Raw genomic sequence first — 19,315 nt, forward strand, 5'->3', positions numbered from 1 at the left:
GCCAGCCTAGGAAGCGCACCCCGGCACTGCGCCACCGGTTTCCGGCCATCGGCAGGTGTCGCCCGGCGCGGTCGGGATACGCGGTCAGGACAGCAAAACGCCCCCGTCCGGAGGGGAAGACCACATGGGCAGCGAGCACCCCGCACCATCCGCCGCACACCGCTCCGACACGACCCTCCGGGTCGACGGAAAACCGCACACCCTCACCGTCGACCACCGACGCACCCTTCTCGACCTGCTGCGCGAGGATCTGGGCCTGACCGGCGCCAAGAAGGGCTGTGACCACGGCCAGTGCGGCGCGTGCACGGTCCTGGTGGACGGGCGACGCGTCAACGCCTGTCTGCTGCTGGCCGTGGCCGCGGACGGCTGCGAGGTGACGACCGTGGAGGGCCTCGCGGGCGACGGCGAGGCACCGCACCCGCTCCAGCGGGCGTTCGCCGAACGGGACGCCTTCCAGTGCGGGTACTGCACACCGGGCCAGCTCTGCTCCGCGCTCGGCGCGCTCGCCGAGGCCGAGGCCGGGCACCCCTCGCACGTCACGGACCCGGCGGCGCCGTCCGGCCGGCCCGTGCCGCTGACCCGTCAGGAGATCCGCGAGCGGCTGAGCGGCAACCTGTGCCGCTGCGGCGCGTATCCACGCATCGTCGACGCGGTGGAGGACGTGATCCCGTGAAACCCTTCGGCTATGTGCGCGCGGGCAGCGTCGCGGAGGCCACCGAGGCGTACGCCGCCCACCCCGGCGCCCGCTACCTCGGCGGCGGCACCAACCTGGTCGACCTGATGAAGCTCGGTGTGGAACAGCCGGCCGTCCTCGTCGACGTCACCCGGCTGCCCCTGGCCGGGGTGGAGGAGCTCGCGGACGGTTCCCTGCGGGTGGGCGCCCTGGTCCGCAACAGCGACCTCGCCGCTCACCCCCTGGTCCGCGACCGCTACCCGGCGCTCTCGCAGGCGCTGCTCGCGGGCGCCTCCGGCCAGCTGCGCAACGCCGCCACGACCGGCGGCAACCTGATGCAGCGCACCCGCTGCCCCTACTTCCAGGACCTGTCCAAGCCGTGCAACAAGCGTGAGCCGGGCACCGGCTGCGGCGCCCTCGACGGCGTCCACCGCGACCACGCGGTGCTCGGCCACTCCGAGCACTGCATCGCCACCCACCCCTCGGACATGGCGGTGGCGCTGGCCGCGCTCGACGCGCGGATCGAGGTGTACGGCCCCGGCGGCGCCCGGGAGATCGCGGCCGACGTCTTCCACCGGCTCCCCGGGGACCATCCGGAGCAGGACACCGAGCTGCGGCCCGGCGAACTGATCACCGGGGTGCTGCTGCCGGCAGCGACGGCCGGACTGCCCTCGCGCTACCGCAAGGCCCGCGACCGGGCGTCGTACGCCTTCGCGCTGGCCTCCGTCGCGGCGGTGCTGCACGTGGCGGACGGGGTCGTGGACCGCGCGGGGATCGCTTTCGGAGGGGTGGCGCACCGGCCCTGGCGTGCCCGCCGCGCGGAGGAGGCGCTGCGCGGAGCCGCGCCCACCGCGGCCGCGTTCGAGCACGCCGTCGACCTGGAGCTCGCCCAAGCGCGCCCGCTGCGGGACAACGCCTTCAAGGTGCCGCTCGCCCGCAATCTCGCCGTGGACGTCCTGACCGGCCTGGCCCGGTCCTCGGGGACCTGACCGGCATCCGCCAGGAGGAACCATGACCGACACCGCCGTGGGCGCGCCGGCCGAGCGCCGTGAAGCGCGCTTTAAGGTCTCCGGCACCGCCCGCTACGCCGCCGAGCACGCCCTGCCGGGCCGGCTGTACGCCCGACCGGTGCCCGCCACCGTCCCCCGCGGCCGGGTCACCGCCGTCGACGCCTCCGCCGCGCTCGCCCTGCCCGGCGTCGTCTCGGTGCTCAGCCACGGCAACGCGCCGCGCCTGGGCGAGTCCGACGATCCGACGCTCGCCGTGCTGCAGGACGCACGGGTGCCGCACCGGGGCTGGTGCGTCGCCCTGGTGGTGGCCGAGACCCTGGAGGCGGCCCGGGCCGGTGCCGCCGCGGTCCGCGTGACGTACGCGGAGGAGCCGTACGACGTGACGCTCACCGAGGACCATCCGGAGGTGTACGTCCCCGAGAAGGCCAACGGCGGCTATCCCGCGGTGCGCGAACACGGTGATCCGGAGGGCGAGTTCGCCTCCGCGGCCGTGCGCGTGGACGCCACCTACCGGGTGCCGCCGCTGCACAACCACCCCATGGAGCCGCACGCCAGCACCGCGCACTGGGACGGCGACCGGCTCACGGTGTACACCTCCAGCCAGGGCACGTCCGTGGTGCGGATGGTGCTCGCCGGGTTGTTCGGCCTGCCCGAGGAGCGGATCTCGGTGGTGGCCGAGCACGTCGGCGGAGGCTTCGGTTCCAAGGGGACGCCGCGCGCGGACGTCGTCCTCGCGGCGATGGCGTCGCGGGCGACGGGACGGCCGGTCACGATGGCCTATCCGCGCCGCTTCCTGCCGAGTTCCGTCGGCCATCGCGCCCCCACCGTGCAGCGGGTGAGGCTCGCCGCCGGCGCCGACGGCCGGCTGACCGCGCTGCTGCACGAGAGCACCACGCACACCTCGCGCATCAAGGAGTTCGTGGAACAGGCGGCGGTGCCCGCCCGCGTCATGTACGGCGCCCCCGGCCACCGCACGGCGCACCGCGTCGTCCGGCTCGACGTGCCCACCCCGTCCTGGATGCGGGCGCCCGGCGAGGCCCCGGGGATGTACGCGCTGGAGTCCGCGATGGACGAACTGGCCTGCGCCCTCGGCATGGACCCGGTGGAGCTGCGGGTCGTCAACGAGCCGGAGTCCGAGCCGGACAGCGGCAAGCCGTTCAGCAGCCGGCACGTCGTGGACTGTCTGCGCGAGGGCGCCCGCCGGTTCGGCTGGGCGGAGCGCGACCCGCGGCCCGGGACGCGGCGGCAGGGGCCGCTGCTGCTGGGCACGGGGGTGGCAGCGGCGACGTATCCGGTCCTGGTCCAGCCGTCGACCGCGCGGGCGCACGCGCGGCCCGACGGCACGTTCCTCGTCGAGATCAACGCCACGGACATCGGCACGGGCGCCCGGACGGTGCTGGCGCAGGTCGCCGCAGACGCCCTCGGCGTACCGCTGGAACGGGTGTCCACCGAAGTGGGGTGCAGCGACCTGCCGTACGCGGCGCTCGCCGGCGGTTCCTCGGGCACCGCCTCCTGGGGCTGGGCGGTGCACGAGGCGTGCGCCCGGCTGGCGGAACGGCTGGCCGCGCGGACCGGGCCGCTGCCGCGCGAGGGGATCAGCGCCGAGGCCGACACAGCCGGTGCGGCCGACGCCGACAGCCCCTACTCACGGCACGCTTTCGGGGCGCACTTCGCCGAGGTCGCCGTGGACACGGTCACCGGTGAGGTCCGGGTGCGCCGGCTGCTGGGCGTCTACGCGGCCGGACGGATCCTCAACGCCCGTACGGCGCGCTCGCAGTTCGTGGGCGGGATGACGATGGGCCTGGGCATGGCGCTGACGGAGGACAGCACCGTGGACCCGGCGTTCGGCGACTTCGTCCAGTCCGACCTGGCGTCCTACCACGTGCCCGTGAACGCCGACGTACCCGACATCGAGGCGCACTGGATCGAGGAGGACGACAGCCATCTCAACCCGATGGGAAGCAAGGGCATCGGCGAGATCGGGATCGTCGGCACGGCCGCGGCGATCGCCAACGCAGTCCATCACGCCACCGGCACCCGGCTGCGCGACCTGCCGCTCACGCCGGACAAGGTCCTGGGGGCGCTGACGGGCCCGGGGTGAGCGACGTGCGGGCGGGCACCACGACGGCGACGGCCGCCACGGGGTCCTGCGACCCTCGTGGCGGCCGTCGCGCCGCGCGATCCCCCGAACCGCGTCTACTCGGAGGAGGCCCGCTCCCCCACTGCCGCAGGGGCCGCGGCCGGTTGCGGGGCCGGGCGTTCGGCGGCCGGGCGCACGCACAGCGCCGCGAGCGCGGTCAGGGCGGCGGCGAGGGCCAGCGGGCCGGTGATCCAGGGCGGTGCGGCCGTCAGCTCGAGGGAGCGTGACAGACCCGCCACGTCGATCCGGCCGACCAGCAGCCGGACCGCTGCCAGGGCCGCCGGTACCGCCACCGCCGCGCCGAGCACGGGCAGTGCCGGGCGTCGGCGGGTCAGCAGCAGGGCCAGCAGCAGGCACAGGGCGGACAGCCCGAAGGCCACGCCGTACACCCGGGCCGGTGCGCCGTCGCGGTGCAGCGGGAACCAGGCGACGCCGCACAGGGTGAGCACGAGCGCGGCGAGGCGGCCGGCCCAGGACGCCAGCGCGGCGGGCGGCCCGTCCTCACGGGGCGGCGCCGCCGGTTCGCTCGCCCGGTCCGTCTCGGCCGCAGGTTGCTCCGTGCCGGACGGTGCGGACGGCGCGGGCGGCGCCTGCGCGGCGCGCTGCTCCCGCTCACGGGCCAACCGCCCGACGAGTTCCACCAGTTCCTCCACCGGGCGGCCGGTCGCCGCCGCCCGTACGGCCTCGTCGCCGCAGTGCTGCTCCGCCGGTTCGCGGTAGAGCAACTCCATCAGCCGGGTGACCTCCGCGACCGGGCGGTGCGCGGCGGCGGCACGGATCATCTCGTCGGCGTCCCCGGGGCGGTACGGGGGCCGGGAGAACACGGCGACCAGCCGGCTGACGTCCTCCACGGGCCGTTCGATACCGACGGCGCGCAGCACATCGGCCGCCGCGCCCGCGTACTCCCCGGACTGCTGGAGGAGGGTGATCAGCTGGACGATGTCCTCCAACGGCCGCTGCGCGGCGGCGACGTGGAGCAGACCGCCGACGGGGTCGGTGCCTTCGACGGGGTCGGTGCCTGCGGCCGGGTTCGCGTACGCGTATTCGGCCGGACCGGTGCCTCCCGCCGGGGCGGCGCCTCCGGCCGGATCGGTGCCTGCCGGATCGGTGCCTCCCGCCGGATCGCGCTCGGCTGCGGCCTCGGCCTCAGCGGGGGCGCCCGCGGCCGGGGCGGCGTGCTCGTCGAAAACGCCGTCCATGGTGACGGGGGCGCCCGTGCCGGACGGAACGCCCCCGGCCGGACGGGGACTCACGTCGGCCGGAACAGCTGAGGGCGAGGACGGCTCCCCAACGGGCGGCATGTCCGCACGCGGGGACGGTCCCGGCTCGGACGGGGCATCCGGGGACGGGACCGGGCCGGACGGCACATCCGCGTGCGGGGACGCCCCCGGGCCGGGCGGGACCACCGCACCCGGGGACAACCCCACGCTGGACGGGGCCTCCGTGCCCGGCTGGACTCCCGCACCCGCCTGGGCATCCGCGCCCACCTGGGCCCTCGCATCGAAGGGAACATACGGAACATATTCGACAGACGGGACCTCAGCGCCCGCGCCCCGCCCCATGCCGCACGTGCCATCCGCGCCTGAGGCTGACGCGCCCGTCCCGGCACCGCCGCTGAACGGCGCGTCCGCACCCGCCCCGGCGCTCAACCCTGCTACGGCGCCCACGCCTGACGCGGCGCCGGAGGCCGCTGCGGCGCCCGCGCTCAAGGCGGCACCCATACCGGAAGCGGCGCTCACGCCACACGCGGCGCTCATGCCCGAGGGGGCGCTCACGCCGGCCGACGCCGCACCCATACCGGCCGCGGCGCTCACGCCACCGGCCGCGCCCGCGACAGCCAGGCCGGCCCCGGCGGCCCCGGCCTCCGCCGCCGCGGCAGGGTTCGCCCCCGGCGCGGCGCAGGCCGCGGACGGGGCGTCCGGCCCCGCGCCGGCTCGCGCAGCGGGATCGGCAGCCGACGCGGACCCGGGTGCGAGCCGGATGTCAGGCGCGGGAGCCGGTGCGAGCTCGGTTGCCGGGTCGGGTGGACGTTCGGCGGCACGCGCCGGACCGGCGTCGCGAACCGGGACCGCTTCAGACGCGGGGCCCGGATCGGGGCCCGCCTCTGGCGCGGGGCCCGGATCGGGGCCGGCGGGAAAGGCGGCGTGCCCGGGGCCCCGCGATACGGCCTGAGCCTCGGCGGGGTCGGTCTGGGCGGTGTGGGGACGGTCCGGACCTTGCCGTGAAGAGCGGGTGATCATCATGGGCTCTCTCTGAGGGGTGCGGTCGCGCCTGGCCCCCGAGCTGCGACACGCGGCTTGCCCTGCCCATTACTAAGGGGCCGAGGACGGACCCGCCACTCCACCCGCGCACACGTGTGAATACGGAAACGCGCGGGGCTCGGGGACCCTGAGAACGGACGTTCGCGGGAACGGTTCCGCCGCGCGAGGCGGTAACCGGGCCCGGAAACGGGAATCCGTCAATCGAAAGCGGGGGAAGAGCAGACGTGGCGCGGCGCTCCGCGCTGGGGGAGGACTCGTGGACACGACCACCACGCGCGCCGTCCTGCCGGCCGACGTTCTGCCCGGCGCCCTCCATCCGGACGACATCGCCGCGCTCCTGCGCACACCGCGGCCCCCGCGCCCTCTCGCGCACGGCGCCGCACCGGCGAGCTGACCATCCGGAGCCCGGCCCGCACATCCTCTTCACCACCGCGTCACCGACGGGCGACGAGGCCCAACTCCGCGCCGATCACGCAGAGTAAGGAAACCATTCACCCGTTCGATTCGTATAAGTGACTGGAGGTCGCAGGAACGCGCCGGCCAAGGGGCTCCGCACGGCGGCACCACTTGTTCGATGCAGTACCGACGAGGGAGAGACGATGCAACCGTTCGCGCTCAACTACGCACGGCCCGCTGTGGAGTTGGAGTCCTCCGTTCCGTACACCTACGACTCCGGGCTGCAGTTGAACGTGCTCATCGACGGCCGGATCGCCGCACGCGACCACGCGCTGCTGAGGGAGCTCGGGACCACGACGTCGACGGCGGGCTCCAAGACCCACTTCGACGACTGAACGCGAGAGTGCCGACAATGACCGTGCTGATCCTCACCTGTGAAGAGGACGTGACGGCCGACATGGTGGTGGTTCACCTGAACGCCGCCGCGATACCGGTGGTCCGGCTCGACCCGGCCGATCTCACCGGCGGCGTCGCGCTCTCCGGCGAGTACGTCCACGGGGCGTTCCGCGGCCATCTGTCCTCCGCGGGACGGCTGGTGAGCCTGGACGGCCTGCGGTCCGTGTGGGTCCGCAGACCCGGCGCCGCAGCCGCCCGGGCGCCGCACGCGTCGGCGTGGCTGTCTGAGGAGTCGGCGCAGGCGCTGTACGGCATGCTCCGCGGCAGCGGCGCACGCTGGATGAACCATCCGGACGCGGCCCGCCGCGCCCGGCACAAGCCCTGGCAGCTCCACCTGGCCCAGCGCTGCGGGCTGCCCGTTCCGGCCACGCTGATCACGACGTTCCCGCAGGCGGCCAGGGAGTTCGCCGAACGCTATCCGGACCTGGTCGTCAAGCCGGTCTCCGGCGCGCATCCCCAGGACCCGCCGCGGGCGGTGCCGACCAGCCGGGTCGCACCGGACACCGACTTCTCGGCCGTCGCCTACGGACCCACCCTCCTCCAGCGCCGGATCGCCAAGCGGGCCGACATCCGGCTGACCGCCGTCGGGGAGCGCCTGCTGGCCGCCCGCAAGCCGGCCGATCCGCACGCGCACCCGGACCTGGTCGACGTGCGTTTCGACACGTCGGGCCGGCCGTGGGAGCCGGCCGAGGTGCCCGCGCGGGTGGCGGAGGCGGTGCGGTGCTATCTGCGGGAGGCGGAACTGGCCTACGGGGCCTTCGACTTCGCCGAGGACGCCGACGGGACCTGGTGGTTCCTGGAGTGCAACCAGTCAGGTCAGTTCGGTTTCGTGGAGGTGGACACGGGCCGGCCGATCGCCCGCGCCATCGCCGAGTGGCTGGGGCGGCCCCTGACGGACCACCGGCCCCAGCACGTCAACTGCACCGGCTGCGCCCTGCCCTGAACCCTCAGCTGGTCGCGGCCGGTGCGGGGGTCACTGCGGGCGCGGCGCGGGCAGCATGGCCGTGCGCTGCCAGCCCGCGCCGGGATGGGCGGCGCGCGGGGACGGGTCGGGGTAGCCGGGAGAGCGCAGCGGGCGCATGACCATCTCCAGCTCCCTGTTCACGCGCTCGGCCTCCCGGCGCACCTCGGTGGGCACGTCTCCGCATTCGGCGATCAGTCGGTCGTAGATGGGGGAATCCTGGAACACCCGGCGCTCTTCCTCTCGTGGGCCCGTGTGGTGGGCACGAGGGTCGAGTCTAGGCGGCCTCGTCCGCGCCCGGGTGCCTTACCCCGCAGTCCCGCACACCGGCGATCGGGCCGGTGTGCGGGTCGTCAGGGGTTCGTGCGGGTCAAACCGCAAGGGAGAGGCCGTTGTCGCCGTCCGTCTCGTGGGTCTGCGGCTGTGGCCGGTTCGCGGCCAGAAGCAGGGCGTCCGCCTTGGCGATCGCGTCGTACACGCTCGTGGTGCCCATCAGGACGCACAGGGTGTAGCTCACGTCCTCCAACTCCCGGGCCGTCGCCGGCCTCTCCCTCTCCGCCTGGGCGATCTTGAGTGATGCGTACTGCGTCAGCAGATGCCTGACGACCTTCGGGTCCGGAACCAGCACGGAGCTCCCCTCTCTCGATTTTTTGCTCCGTATGCCCCGCCCTGGCAGGATCATGCACGCTTTCCCCGCCCATTGGCAGGATTTACGTCGATGACGGGCCGTGGCGGCCGAAAATGTCACGTGCCGGTCGCGGAACCATCACGGCACGGGTACGTCCGCCGAATTCACCCGAACCGTGGGCGCGGCGCCGGGAACCGCTTCTTCGCCGCACCGGGGGCAGTTGGACAGGAGGCATGACCCCCTGTCTACGAACGGTGTCCACCGATGAGTTGGTCCGCACGCGCCCTGTGCGCGCTCTACGTCGTCACCAGCGCCGGCCTTGCCTGGACGGCCGTCCTGGAGTTCGGCCACGGTCCCGCGTGGGTCGGTTGTCTGTTCAGCGCAGCGAGTCTGGTCCCGCTGATCGCCGTGGTCCGGGAGACGGAGCGTCCCGGTCCCGGCGGCACCGTCGCCCCACCCGCGACCCCGGACGCCACCGAGGCCCTCGTCCGCGCGGAGCTGGGGGCGGCGTGCTGTGAACGGTGGTGGACCACTCTCGGCACGTCCCACGACGCGACCTGTCGCCACCACACCCACCGCAGCAGCGCGGCCTGATACCTGCCGCGTCGCCGGTGACCGGCTCAGGCGTCGGCCGCCAGGGCGGCCACGAGACCGTTCAACCGCAGGCGGGTGGCGCCGCGCAGGTGCGGAACGTCGTGTTCCGGCTCCGCTGACGCCGCCAGGAAGGCCGCCTGCTCGGTCCACCGCAGCCGGGTGCCGTCCGCCTCCGGCTCCAGTGCGACAGTCACGAGCGAAGCCCACCGCACGACGTCGTCCACCCGTGCCGTGTACGCGTACACGATCCGCGAGGACGGGGTGATGTCGAGGTAGCGGGACGCGTACTCGAGCCGTTCCGGCGGTGCGCCGGGAACCGGGAAAAGGCTCGACGCCCTCTCCCCGCCGTTCACCGTGAAATCGTGCCGGTAGGCCGTCTGACGGCCCGGCAGCTTGAACCACCGGAGCCGGACCGGCGTGTCGGAGAACGCCTCGAACACGGCGCTCGCGGGTGCGGGCAGGTGGAGTGAGATCGTGAAGGTGTCGTGCCGCGCCCCTGCGAGCGCGCCCTCGGAAGATCCCTCTGCAGCTGCGTCGGGCGCGGTGGCTCCCATGGTGGACGTGTCTCCTCAGTCGGTCTCGGATCGTTGAAGACGGGCGCCGGCAGCGGCTTCGAGGACGAGAGCGAGAGCCATCGCCGCCGTACGTTCGAGCTCGGCGCGCGGGACCCCGGAGGCCGCCTGGACGGCGTGCCGTCGGTGACCGTGTGCAGCAGGCGGACCGGGCTCGCCGGATCGGCTCCCTTGTTGCCGAAGGCGGCTTACATGCCGGGCTTGTTGATACCCATCGCGCCGGTCAGGTCCGCGAGCGACGCGCCCTCGCGGCCATGGCGCCAGAACACCTCGAGCGCGCCGTCCAGCGCTGCTTCGGCGTCGAACGCGCGCGGTCGGCCACCGGGCATGGGGGCCCTCCCCCGTTTCTTGCCGATCGGTACAGTACGGCTCGCGTCCCCGTCGTCGCCAGCCGTTTTCGGCGGCGCGTCTCACCTGGCCCCCGATGCGTGAACGGCGACGCGCGGACAGCCGACGCTCAGGCCGCCTGCCCCTCCTGCAGCGCCGTGCCGTTGTGGGCACACAGGCGGGACCGCAGCCGCGCGACGACGAGGGCCGCCGCCGACGTCACCCACCACCTTGGCCTGCTGCACGCCCGCGCTGACCCGGGAGTGGCAGCCGAGGGAGAGTTGCTGCATACGCTTGCACAGCGCCGAACGCAGGGTGGTGCCCATGCGGCGCACGCTGCCGTGGAGGAGGCGGACGTAGGGCATGTGCAGCGGGTAGTGGACGACCAGGATGAACATGATGATCCCGGTCGAGGTCCAGATCCGGTCCACCGGTCCGTGCCGGACGACGGTGTCGATGATGGACGCGGCGATCAGCGGCAGCAGCCAGACGGGCTGTGCTCGACCGTGAAGACGACGACCGCTGCGGCGAGGCGGCGGCGGTCGGCACGGAAGAGCTGGGCGAGCGTGCGGAGCGGGCGTTCGTCCCGGTAACGACGGTCGAGCGGTCTGTCGAGCGACGACGCCATCGGCGGCGGCCCTCCCAGATGTGGGAGTCAGGGGCAAGCGCTGGGGCAAGCGCCTTCTCCAACGCTGCGGTCCACGGCTACACCGGGCGCGTCGGCCTCACACCCGCTGTCCGCTGTCCGAGACGTGCGATCCCCACTCGCCGAGCGCGCGGGCCAGTTCGGTGGTCGCGCGGGCGATCTCCGCGTCGCCCTCGGCCATCAGATGGCGCAGGACACCGCGCCGGTCGCGCACGGCCTGACGGGCGGCCCGCTCCCAGGTCACATGGTTCTCACGGTGGTTGAGGAGCTTGGGATAGGCGGCGGCGGTGCTCTCCCACTGCCGGGCGTCCGCGATGCTCTTGAGCAGCTGGATGATCCGCGCCCGGCAGGAGACGTGGGGCAGCTGGGCCAGCTCCCACAGGAACGGGACCGTGACGGCGGTGGCCTGTTCCACCACGAAGCCGTACTGGCAGATGCGTTTCCGCACATCCTCCAGCGCGGCGCGGGCCGTCGCGGGGTCTCCCCACGCGATCTGGTTGAGCAGCAGCGGGATCGCCGCGGCGGAGCCGGTGGAGTCCTTGATCTCGGCCCAGGGCACCTGCCCGAGGCCGGCGAGCGGCGCCTGCCGGGCCGCTGCCGCGGCGGGGACGTCGCGATCCGTGCGCGATGTGCTCTGCTGTCCGGTCGGAGCGGTGCGCATGACGTGGGGCCTTTCCACGGCGGTCGGGTCAGCTCGCAGGGGCCGGTCGGCCCGGGAGGCCGGACGGTTCGCCGGCCGAGTGCCTCGCGTGCCCGCACACCCCGGCGACGCCCGCTGTCCGCGGCGTTGTCGGCGCAGGTGAGAGCACGTTTTCTCCCTGAAATGACGTCAGGACCGGGCGCCCGCCCGAGGGTTGACGCCACGGCTATTATCCACGCAGACGGCGCTCGCGTGCAATTGCACGAGAAATTGCGCGAGACTGCGTCGACGGGTCGGTCACGGCAAGGAGACTGCGATGCCACCAGTACGCAACGGAGTGCGAGCGAGTTCGCTGGACGCCCGGTGGATGAAGAGCCGGCACAGCAACGCCGAGGGGAACTGCGTCGAAGTGGCACCCCTCGTCGAGGGCGGCATCGCGATGCGCAACTCCCGTGACCCGGACGGGCCCGCGCTGATCTACACGGCCTCGGAGATGGCGGCGTTCCTGGCGGGCGCGAAGGACGGCGAGTTCGACCACCTGGTGTGAGGCGGACCAGGCACCCGTTCGGCCGATCCGGCCTCGGACCCAACTCCCCCGGATCCGAAGGATGATGGGACCATCGGGAACGAGTGCGATATTCTGGCCGTCAGGTCTGCCGGTCAACGGGGAGTGAAGGATGTCCGCTCAGTCGCATCGCCTCTCCCGGCTGGAATCGTATCTGGACCGGTCGGAGCCCGCGCCGACTTTGCTGAAGATGCTGGTCGGCGTCCAGCTGGCCGGTTTCCGCGAGGACGCCGGGTACTCCCAGGACCAGGCCGCCAAGGAACTCGGTTTCAGCGGCGCCAAGCTGTCCCGCATCGAGGCCGGAAAGAGCCGTCGCCCTCCGGCCGAGAGCGATGTGCGCGCCCTGCTGACGCTGTACGGCACCGAGGAGTACGAGGCGTCGGTGCTGCTGCGGCTTTTGCAGCGGGCGGGTGAGCCGGGCTGGTGGCAGCGCTACGACAAGCGGCTGATGCCGGAGTGGTTCGAGCGGCTGGTGGGACTCCAGGAGGCGGCGGCCACCATCCGTACCTTCGAGATCCAGTACGTTCCCGGTCTGCTGCAGACCTCGGCCTACACACAGGCCGTCGTCAAGCGTGGTCTGCCGAACGCACCGGCGGGTGAGGTCCAGCGCCGCGTGGAGCTGCGGATGCGCCGGGCCCAGCTGCTGCGGCGGGAGGCCGCGCCGCAGCTGTGGGCGGTCATCGACGAATCGGTCCTGCTGCGGGTGCTGGGCAGCAAGGACGTCATGCGCGAGCAGCTCGAGCACCTCATCGAGATGGCCGAACGCCCGAACGTGACCGTCCAGGTCGTGCCGCTGGACGTCACGGACGCGTCGGCGCCCGCCATCCCGATCACCTATCTGCGCTTCGACGGTCTCGATCTGCCGGACGTGGTCTATCTGGAGCACATCCGCAGCGCGAACTTCCTCGAGGACCGCGACGAGACCGAGGAATACCGGTTCGCCCTGGACCGCCTGGCCGACGAGGCCCTGAAGCCGCGCGAGACGCTCGAGCTGCTGCGCGAAACGGTGAAGAGCCGCTACAGCTGAGGGCCGCCGCGGGCGGCTGTGACGGGCCTGCCGCCGTCGGCCGACCGCGAGGTGAGGACGGGCCGGCGCTGGGCGCCGGCCAAAGCGTGCGGTCAGACGACCCGGCCCACTCCGCCGAACTCGATCCACTCGTGGGTGAGCTGGCGCGGGGCGACCTCGGTGTCCGGACGCCAGGTGGAGACCTCCACCAGCCCCGGCTCCAGGATCTCCAGACCCTCGAAGAGTTCGGCGACGTCCTTCTCCTCGCGCACACGGCCCCAGCGGCCCTGCGTCGCCTGGTCCATGAAGCCGGTGACGAACGCCCGCACCTCCGGGTCCTCGCTGACCAGCTGGCACATGACCAGGTAGCTGCCCGGCACGAGGCGCCGCGCGACCCGGCGGGCCACCGCGAGCGGTCCGTCGGTGTCGCTGTCCGGGATGCAGTGGAAGACGGAGTTGAACAGCACGGCGACGGGCTGGGAGAAGTCGATCAGGCGCCGCGTGTCGGGGTGGTCGAAGATCTGGTCCGTGTCGCGCAGGTCGGCGTGTATGACGGTGGTGCGCTCGTCCTGCTCCAGCAGCGCCCGGCCGTGCACCAGCACCATGGGGTCGTTGTCGACGTAGACGACGTGCGCCGTGGGATCGAGCCGCTGGGCGACCTGGTGGACGTTGTTCTGGGTGGGCAGGCCTGAGCCGTGGTCCAGGAACTGCCGGATCCCGTGCTCCCCGGCGAGGGTCCGCACGACGCGCTGCAGGAAGTGGCGGTTGTTCACGGCGAGCCGGCGGGTGCTGGGAACGACCTTGTCGAGCTGCTCGCACGCCGCGCGGTCGGCGGCGTAGTTGTCCCTGCCGCCCAGGTAGTGGTCGTACATGCGCGCGGCCGTCGGCACGCTGGAGTCGATCTCCGTGGACAGCTTCCTGTCTTCCTGCACCGTGCCCCCAACTCCGCACCCTGTCGCCGAAACCGGCAGCACAGAGCGTACTGGCCGGACCGATGCGCCTTGGTCCGTTCGTGCACTTGCGCACGGCGACTTTCGGACACATGCACATCGCTCCCGACCCAGCACACCGCCCCATCCTGTTGCGCCTGACACGTTTGTGGCATATCACCGTTTTGTGCACGTCTCCCGTGAATCGTCACGCATTCTTCACCGGCGTCGAACGCATCAGCGGGTCGGTTCGGAGCACCCGTGAAGACATTCACCCTGCTTAGGGGGCTGCCGTGGTCTGGGTCGCCGTTCTGCTGTTGCCGTTGTTGTCCGTTCTGCTGCTGATCATGGATCGCATGGAGGACCGCTTGTTCACCGCACTGCCGGCCAGGCACCGGCACGCGGCGCGCCGACGCCACTTGCGTCTGGTGCGCGGCGGACGGGCGGGTCACCCGCGCGACGCGGCGGCGAGCGCCACGTCGCCCGAGCCGGCGGGTCCCGCCGAACGCCCGGCGGCATGAGCCGCCTCGCCGAGCGCCCGGCGGCGTGAGTCGCCCCGGCCGGTGCGGGTGTCCGGATCGGTGCGGGGTGTCCCGGTCGGTGCGGGGTGTCTCACGGAACCGGCGGTGTGCCAGGCTCGTGCGTGACCTCGCCGAAGGACCGTGAGGACGACGACCCTGTGAAGGAGCGGCATGCGCATCGGACTGCTCGGCACCGGACCCTGGGCGCGCCTGGTGCACGCCCCCACGCTCGCCGCCCACGAGGCCGTGGACCTGGTGGGCGTCTGGGGCCGCCGGCCCGAGGCGGCCAAGGAGCTGGCCGGGACCCATGGCACCCGGGCCTACGACGACGTGGACGCCCTGCTCACCGACGTGGACGCCGTCGCCGTCGCGCTGGCGCCCGACGTGCAGGCCGAACTGGCGGCGCGGGCCGCGCGCGCGGGGCGGCATCTCCTCCTCGACAAGCCGCTGGCCACCTCCGTCACCGGCGGGCGCGCCGTCACCGACGCGGTGCGCGAGGCCCAGGTCGCCTCGGTCGTCTTCTTCACCACCCGGTTCCAGCCGGAGTCCGAGGCGTGGATCACCGAACAGGCGCATACAGGTGGTTGGTTCACCGCGCGGGCGCAGTGGCTGGGCGCGGCGTTCGCCGAGGGCAGCCCTTATGCCGCCTCGCCGTGGCGCCGGGAGCGCGGCGCGCTGTGGGACGTCGGCCCGCACGCGCTGTCCGTCCTGCTGCCGGTGCTCGGGGACGTCGAGCAGGTGGCCGCCGCCGCGCACGGACCCAAGGACACCGTGCACCTGGTGCTGCGCCACGTCGGCGGAGCCTCCAGCGCACTGGACCTGAGTCTGACGGTGCCGCCCGCGGCGGCCGGCGCCGTGGTGGAGCTGCGCGGCGAGTCGGGCGTGACACGGCTCCCGGAGCGCACCCAGGGGGCGCAGCAGTCGTACGCCCGGGCCCTCGACGCCCTGCTGGCCGCCGCCTCGGGCGGCAGCCCCCACCCCTGCGACGCGGCCTTCGGGCTGCGGGTCACGGAGATCCTCGCCGAGGCCGAAGGCCTGCTGCCGGCCTCGGGAGCCGGCGCGCCGGGCTAGGCTCTTGCCTCCCCGGGACCGCTGTCCGCCGGCGCGGCGGTCCGGCCGTTGTCGAAGGGTTCGTCGCTCCAGCGGAACCAGGCGCGGTCGTCCTCGATGTGCAGCAGGAACTCGGCGACGGGGCCGTCCGGGGCGTGCAGGGTCACGGCGCGGGATATCTCGTCCCACACCCGCTCCCACGCGTCCCAGTCCTCGTCGTCGGTCAGCGCCAGCTCCCGCTCGAACAGCTCGCGCACCGAACCGAAGGCCGGGCCGGCGGTGAACCGCCCGCGCAGCCAGGGGAAGTCGGCCTCCTCGACGAGGACCTCCCCGATCGCGCCCGCCGCGCCGGTCAGTCGCCACACCTGGCCCGCGAAACCCATGTCGCCTCTCCCCCGCGCCTGCGATCGTCCGTGGATCACGCCGTGTGCCCCAGCATCGCACCCCGCACTGACAACGCCACGCGGGCCGGACCCGGGGTGCGGGACGCGGAGGGTCGTAGGAGCGTGGGGGTGTGGCGAGGCTGCGTGATGTGGGGGCGGGCCGGGAGCAGGACCGGCGGGGCTGGCTGCGCGGTGCGCCGCCGCCTGTTTGGGTGCGCGTGCTGCCGGTGCTGCTGGTCGCCGGCGTGTGCGTGGCCACGCTCGTCACTCCCGAGGCCCAGGACATCGGCTTCCTGCTGGGCGCGATCCCGCCGCTGGCCGTGCTGTCGTACGGGCCCCTGGCCACGGCCCTGCTGGGCGGCGCCGCCCTCGCCGTGCTCAACGTCCCCGTCTTCCACCTCAACCGCCCCGGCAACACCGACCTGCTCACCCTCGCCTTCGTCTCGGCGCTGAGCATTTTCGTGTCCTTCGTGCGCAGCCGCCGCGACGCGCAGCTGGACCTGGAGCGCACGGTCGCCGAGGCCGCGCAGCGCGCCGTCGTGCCGCCGGTGCCGGAGCGGGTGGGGCGGGTGCGCTGTGCGGGGCTGTACCGGGCGGCGGAGCGCGGCACGCTGGTCGGGGGCGACTTCTTCGACGTCCGCAGCGGTCCGTACGGTGTCCGGGCCGTCCTCGGTGATGTGCAGGGGCACGGGCTGTCGGCCGTCGCGACGGTGGCCTCCGTGCTGGGCGCCTTCCGCGAGGCGGTGCTCGACGAGGCGGACGTGGAGTCGGTCGCCGCCCGCCTGGACCGGCGGCTGGTGGTGGACTCGGCGCGCACGGAGCACGCGGAGTTGTTCGCGACGGCCGTGCTGCTGGAGTTCGTGCCGGACACACGGGCGGTCCGCGTCGTCTCCTGCGGGCATCCGGCGCCCGTGCTGCTGCGCGGCGGCACGGTCAGCGAGGTGCCGGTCAAGCCGTGGACGCCGCTCGGCCTGGGGCTGGCCGACACCCGTCCGGAGGCCGGGGCCGCGGTGCCGCTGCTGCCCGGCGACCGGCTGCTGCTGGCCTCGGACGGGGTGCTGGAGGCGCGGGACGAGGCCGGTGCGTTCTATCCGCTCCAGGAGCGGCTGGCGGGTTTCGCCGACGCCGGTCCGGACACCCTGCCGGGGCTGATCTGGGCCGATCTCGTACGGTTCTGCCCCGAGATCCGCGACGACGTCACGATGCTCGTCCTCGCGCCGATGCCGCCGGACGCCCGCTGACGCCGGCCTGCTGTTCGGCCGGCTCGCCCTCGGCGTCGATGTGCGGCATGGCCCGGTCCAGCCAGCGGGGCGTCCACCAGGCGTGCCGGCCGAGCAGGGTCATCACCGCGGGCACCATCAGCAGTCGCACCACGGTGGCGTCGATGAGCACGCTGACGGCGAGGCCCAGGCCCAGCATCTTCACGACGATGTTGTCGCTGACGATGAAGGCGGCGAACACACTCACCATGATCAGTGCCGCGCAGGTGATCACCCGTGCGGTGATCTCCAGGGCGTGCGCGACCGCCGCTTTCGCGTCCCCGGTGTGCACCCACGCCTCGTGGACGCGGGAGAGCAGGAAGATCTCGTAGTCCATGCTCAGTCCGAAGATGATCGCGAACATCATCATCGGCACATAGCTCTCGATGGGCACCTTGCCCGAGACGCCGAGCGCCGGGCCGCCCCAGCCCCACTGGAAGACGGCGACGACCACGCCGTAGGAGGCGGCGATGGACAGGACGTTGAGCACGGCGGCCTTGACGGCGACGAGCAGTCCGCGGAAGACGGCGAGGATGATCAGGAAGGCCAGGGCGACGACCACGCCGATGATCAGCGCCAGCCTGCTGGCGACGATGTCGCGGAAGTCGACCTGGGTGGCGGTGGTGCCGGTGACGTAGCCCTTCGCCGCGGTGCCGGAGACGGCGTCGGGCAGGGTGTGGTCCACCAGGCGGTTGGTCAGGTCGGTGGTCCGGGCGTTCTGCGGCGAGTACTTGGAGTAGACCGTGGAGATCAGGACGTCCCCGTCCTTGGTGGCCGTCAGCGGTGTGACGGTGGCGGCGCCCGGTACGGCGTTCAGGGTCTTCTGCGCCGTGGAGGCCAGCGCGGAGCGCTGGCTGGAGGGGACCGTGCTCTGGTCGATGACGACTGTCAGGGGGCCGTTGGAGCCCGGCCCGAAGGCGTCGGTCATCAGGTCGTAGGCGCGCCGGTCGGTGAACGAGGTCGGATCGGCGCCGTCGCCGATGTGGCCGAGCTGGATGGAGAAGACCGGGATGGCGAGGACCACGACGGTCACCACGCCCGCGATCAGGTAGCGCCAGGGTCTGCGTTCCACGCGCTGTGCGTACCGGTGCCAGGTGCCGTGCGGTGTCGCGCCCGGCTCCGCGTCGGTCTCGGCGACCGGGCGGCGCACCTTGTAGCGGTCGATGCGTCTGCCGGTCAGCCCGAGTATCGCGGGCACGAGGGTGAGCGCTCCGAGGACGGCGGAGACGACGGTGACGGCGGCGGCCAGGCCCAGCAGTCCGATGAAGTTCACACCCGAGGCGAACAGGCCGGCCAGCGCGATGATGACGGTGGTGCCGGAGACCAGTACGGCCCGTCCGCTCGTCGTCGCGGCCGCGCCGGCGGCGCGCACGGGATCGTCGCCGTCCATGAGGTGCTGCCGGTGCCGGGTGATCAGGAACAGCGCGTAGTCGATGCCGACGCCCAGGCCGATCATCGTGGCCAGGGTCGGGGAGACGGTGGCGAAGGTGAAAGCGGCGGCGAGCAGGCCGAGGCAGGCCAGGCCGCCGATGACGCTGATGAGCGCGGTGACCAGGGGCATGCCTGCGGCGATGACGCTGCCGAAGCCGACCAGCAGCACGACGATGGCCACGGCGAAGCCGATGAGCTCGCTGACCCGGTCGTCGGCGGCGGGCCGGGCGAGTTCACCGAGGGGCCCGCCGTACTCGACCTGCGCGCCGGCCGAGCGCAGCGGCTGCACGGCCTTGTCCACGCCGTTGAGATAGCTGTCGCCGAGGGTCGAGGGCTGCACGTCGAAGCGGACGGTGATGTAGGCGGTGTGTCCGTCGCTGGACAGCGGGCCGACACTGCTCGGCGCGGGCTTGCCCTGGGTGGAGCCGGGAGCGGTGAGCGGGTTCTGGGCGGACAGCACGTGCGGCATCTTCTGCAGGTCCGCGACGGTCGTGGACATCTGCGAACCCAGCGCGGTCAGTGCCTTGCTGCCGTCGTGCATGACGATCTGGCTGCCGTAGCCGCCGGCCGCGGGATCGTGCTGTTTGAGGACGGCCAGGCCCTGCTGCGACTGCACGCCGGGCAGGGAGAAGTTGTCGGAGTACTCCCCGCCGAAGTTCCGGTTGAGGACCTGGAGGGCGGCGAGGGCGACCAGCCACGCCACGATCACGACGACGGAGTGCCTCGCGCACCACTCCCCCAGTCTCCGCAGGCCCCCCGTGGCCCTGGTGCCGTCCCCGGCGGCGCCGTGGTGTCCACCTGTGCGTTCCCGGGTGCGTGGCATGGGCCCGGCCCTTCCTGGCGTGCGCAGGGTGGGGTGCTCAACCT

21 protein-coding genes and 1 pseudogene are annotated in these 19,315 nt (G+C 73.2%); 12 read left to right on the forward strand and 10 right to left on the reverse strand.

Going from position 1 to position 19,315, the window contains the following annotated elements:
• Window positions 1-124 precede the first annotated feature (124 nt).
• The 3 genes from ACZ67Q_RS12915 to ACZ67Q_RS12925 are packed head-to-tail and all read left to right on the forward strand — an operon-like array spanning window position 125 to window position 3,784.
• Complete coding sequence (locus tag ACZ67Q_RS12915; RefSeq protein ID WP_471180341.1) at window positions 125-673, forward strand: (2Fe-2S)-binding protein; 549 nt, start codon at window positions 125-127, stop codon at window positions 671-673.
• Window positions 670-1,662, forward strand: a complete 993-nt coding sequence (locus ACZ67Q_RS12920; RefSeq protein ID WP_471180342.1) for an FAD binding domain-containing protein — start codon at window positions 670-672, stop codon at window positions 1,660-1,662. The genes ACZ67Q_RS12915 and ACZ67Q_RS12920 overlap by 4 nt, the downstream gene beginning before the upstream one ends.
• 22 nt (window positions 1,663-1,684) lie before the next feature.
• A complete protein-coding gene (locus tag ACZ67Q_RS12925) occupies window positions 1,685-3,784 on the forward strand; it encodes a xanthine dehydrogenase family protein molybdopterin-binding subunit (RefSeq protein WP_471180345.1) in 2,100 nt (699 codons plus the stop codon).
• A 95-nt stretch (window positions 3,785-3,879) separates the two neighbouring features.
• Here the strand turns inward: ACZ67Q_RS12925 and ACZ67Q_RS12930 are convergent, their stop codons facing one another.
• A complete protein-coding gene (locus ACZ67Q_RS12930) occupies window positions 3,880-5,076 on the reverse strand; it encodes a hypothetical protein (protein ID WP_471180347.1) in 1,197 nt (398 codons plus the stop codon).
• A 1,264-nt stretch (window positions 5,077-6,340) separates the two neighbouring features.
• On the opposite strand from ACZ67Q_RS12930, the gene ACZ67Q_RS12935 reads away from it, so the two are divergent.
• From ACZ67Q_RS12935 to tgmB, 3 genes are all read left to right on the forward strand, one after another.
• The gene (locus tag ACZ67Q_RS12935; protein ID WP_471180350.1) at window positions 6,341-6,478 is read left to right on the forward strand and encodes a hypothetical protein; all 138 of its coding nucleotides are present in this window, start codon (window positions 6,341-6,343) and stop codon (window positions 6,476-6,478) included.
• A gap of 205 nt (window positions 6,479-6,683) precedes the next feature.
• On the forward strand, window positions 6,684-6,875 hold the full coding sequence (gene tgmA / locus ACZ67Q_RS12940) for a putative ATP-grasp-modified RiPP (protein WP_471180353.1): 192 nt from the start codon (window positions 6,684-6,686) through the stop codon (window positions 6,873-6,875).
• A gap of 17 nt (window positions 6,876-6,892) precedes the next feature.
• Complete coding sequence (gene tgmB, locus ACZ67Q_RS12945; RefSeq protein ID WP_471180356.1) at window positions 6,893-7,879, forward strand: ATP-grasp ribosomal peptide maturase; 987 nt, start codon at window positions 6,893-6,895, stop codon at window positions 7,877-7,879.
• Between the two features lie 30 nt (window positions 7,880-7,909).
• Here tgmB and ACZ67Q_RS12950 read toward each other — a convergent pair whose 3' ends face one another.
• Together ACZ67Q_RS12950 and ACZ67Q_RS12955 are read right to left on the reverse strand one after the other, a co-directional pair.
• Window positions 7,910-8,125, reverse strand: coding sequence for a hypothetical protein (locus ACZ67Q_RS12950; RefSeq protein ID WP_471180359.1), 216 nt, complete (start codon window positions 8,123-8,125; stop codon window positions 7,910-7,912).
• 142 nt (window positions 8,126-8,267) lie between these two features.
• The gene (locus tag ACZ67Q_RS12955) at window positions 8,268-8,525 is read right to left on the reverse strand and encodes a DUF5133 domain-containing protein (RefSeq protein WP_471180362.1); all 258 of its coding nucleotides are present in this window, start codon (window positions 8,523-8,525) and stop codon (window positions 8,268-8,270) included.
• A 264-nt stretch (window positions 8,526-8,789) separates the two neighbouring features.
• On the opposite strand from ACZ67Q_RS12955, the gene ACZ67Q_RS12960 reads away from it, so the two are divergent.
• On the forward strand, window positions 8,790-9,119 hold the full coding sequence (locus ACZ67Q_RS12960; RefSeq protein WP_471180365.1) for a hypothetical protein: 330 nt from the start codon (window positions 8,790-8,792) through the stop codon (window positions 9,117-9,119).
• A 26-nt stretch (window positions 9,120-9,145) separates the two neighbouring features.
• On the opposite strand, the gene ACZ67Q_RS12965 is transcribed toward ACZ67Q_RS12960, so the two are convergent.
• The 4 genes and pseudogenes from ACZ67Q_RS12965 to ACZ67Q_RS12980 all read right to left on the reverse strand — a co-directional run bounded on the left by ACZ67Q_RS12965 (window position 9,146) and on the right by ACZ67Q_RS12980 (window position 11,325).
• Window positions 9,146-9,673 carry an SRPBCC domain-containing protein gene (locus ACZ67Q_RS12965; protein ID WP_471180368.1) on the reverse strand — a complete coding sequence of 176 codons (528 nt, stop codon included), beginning with the start codon at window positions 9,671-9,673 and terminating at the stop codon, window positions 9,146-9,148.
• 206 nt (window positions 9,674-9,879) lie between these two features.
• Window positions 9,880-10,020, reverse strand: a complete 141-nt coding sequence (locus ACZ67Q_RS12970) for a hypothetical protein (RefSeq protein WP_471180371.1) — start codon at window positions 10,018-10,020, stop codon at window positions 9,880-9,882.
• A gap of 213 nt (window positions 10,021-10,233) precedes the next feature.
• Window positions 10,234-10,646: pseudogene (locus ACZ67Q_RS12975) on the reverse strand (ABC transporter ATP-binding protein); the annotation flags it as partial.
• Window positions 10,647-10,743: 97 nt separating this feature from the next.
• Window positions 10,744-11,325 (reverse strand): hypothetical protein, encoded by a 582-nt coding sequence (locus ACZ67Q_RS12980; protein ID WP_471180373.1) that lies wholly within the window; start codon window positions 11,323-11,325, stop codon window positions 10,744-10,746.
• A gap of 295 nt (window positions 11,326-11,620) precedes the next feature.
• On the opposite strand from ACZ67Q_RS12980, the gene ACZ67Q_RS12985 reads away from it, so the two are divergent.
• Both ACZ67Q_RS12985 and ACZ67Q_RS12990 read left to right on the forward strand, forming a co-directional pair.
• The gene (locus ACZ67Q_RS12985; RefSeq protein ID WP_361629877.1) at window positions 11,621-11,851 is read left to right on the forward strand and encodes a DUF397 domain-containing protein; all 231 of its coding nucleotides are present in this window, start codon (window positions 11,621-11,623) and stop codon (window positions 11,849-11,851) included.
• A 130-nt stretch (window positions 11,852-11,981) separates the two neighbouring features.
• Window positions 11,982-12,896: a helix-turn-helix domain-containing protein gene (locus ACZ67Q_RS12990; protein WP_471180377.1), complete on the forward strand. Its 915-nt coding sequence runs from the start codon at window positions 11,982-11,984 to the stop codon at window positions 12,894-12,896.
• A gap of 92 nt (window positions 12,897-12,988) precedes the next feature.
• On the opposite strand, the gene ACZ67Q_RS12995 is transcribed toward ACZ67Q_RS12990, so the two are convergent.
• Window positions 12,989-13,807, reverse strand: a complete 819-nt coding sequence (locus tag ACZ67Q_RS12995) for an SAM-dependent methyltransferase (RefSeq protein WP_471180380.1) — start codon at window positions 13,805-13,807, stop codon at window positions 12,989-12,991.
• A 290-nt stretch (window positions 13,808-14,097) separates the two neighbouring features.
• On the opposite strand from ACZ67Q_RS12995, the gene ACZ67Q_RS13000 reads away from it, so the two are divergent.
• Window positions 14,098-14,325 carry a hypothetical protein gene (locus ACZ67Q_RS13000; RefSeq protein WP_471180383.1) on the forward strand — a complete coding sequence of 76 codons (228 nt, stop codon included), beginning with the start codon at window positions 14,098-14,100 and terminating at the stop codon, window positions 14,323-14,325.
• A gap of 171 nt (window positions 14,326-14,496) precedes the next feature.
• Window positions 14,497-15,396 (forward strand): Gfo/Idh/MocA family protein, encoded by a 900-nt coding sequence (locus ACZ67Q_RS13005; protein WP_471180384.1) that lies wholly within the window; start codon window positions 14,497-14,499, stop codon window positions 15,394-15,396.
• On the opposite strand, the gene ACZ67Q_RS13010 is transcribed toward ACZ67Q_RS13005, so the two are convergent.
• Window positions 15,393-15,758, reverse strand: coding sequence for a hypothetical protein (locus ACZ67Q_RS13010; RefSeq protein WP_471180387.1), 366 nt, complete (start codon window positions 15,756-15,758; stop codon window positions 15,393-15,395). The two genes, ACZ67Q_RS13005 and ACZ67Q_RS13010, sit on opposite strands and share 4 nt — an antisense overlap.
• A 140-nt stretch (window positions 15,759-15,898) precedes the next feature.
• Here ACZ67Q_RS13010 and ACZ67Q_RS13015 point away from each other — a divergent pair, with 140 nt between their 5' ends.
• Window positions 15,899-16,999 (forward strand): PP2C family protein-serine/threonine phosphatase, encoded by a 1,101-nt coding sequence (locus ACZ67Q_RS13015; RefSeq protein ID WP_471181075.1) that lies wholly within the window; start codon window positions 15,899-15,901, stop codon window positions 16,997-16,999.
• On the opposite strand, the gene ACZ67Q_RS13020 is transcribed toward ACZ67Q_RS13015, so the two are convergent.
• A complete protein-coding gene (locus ACZ67Q_RS13020) occupies window positions 16,956-19,271 on the reverse strand; it encodes an MMPL family transporter (protein ID WP_471180389.1) in 2,316 nt (771 codons plus the stop codon). The two genes, ACZ67Q_RS13015 and ACZ67Q_RS13020, sit on opposite strands and share 44 nt — an antisense overlap.
• Window positions 19,272-19,315: the final 44 nt, after the last annotated feature.

This window comes from Streptomyces sp. NPDC036813 (genome assembly GCF_055609245.1).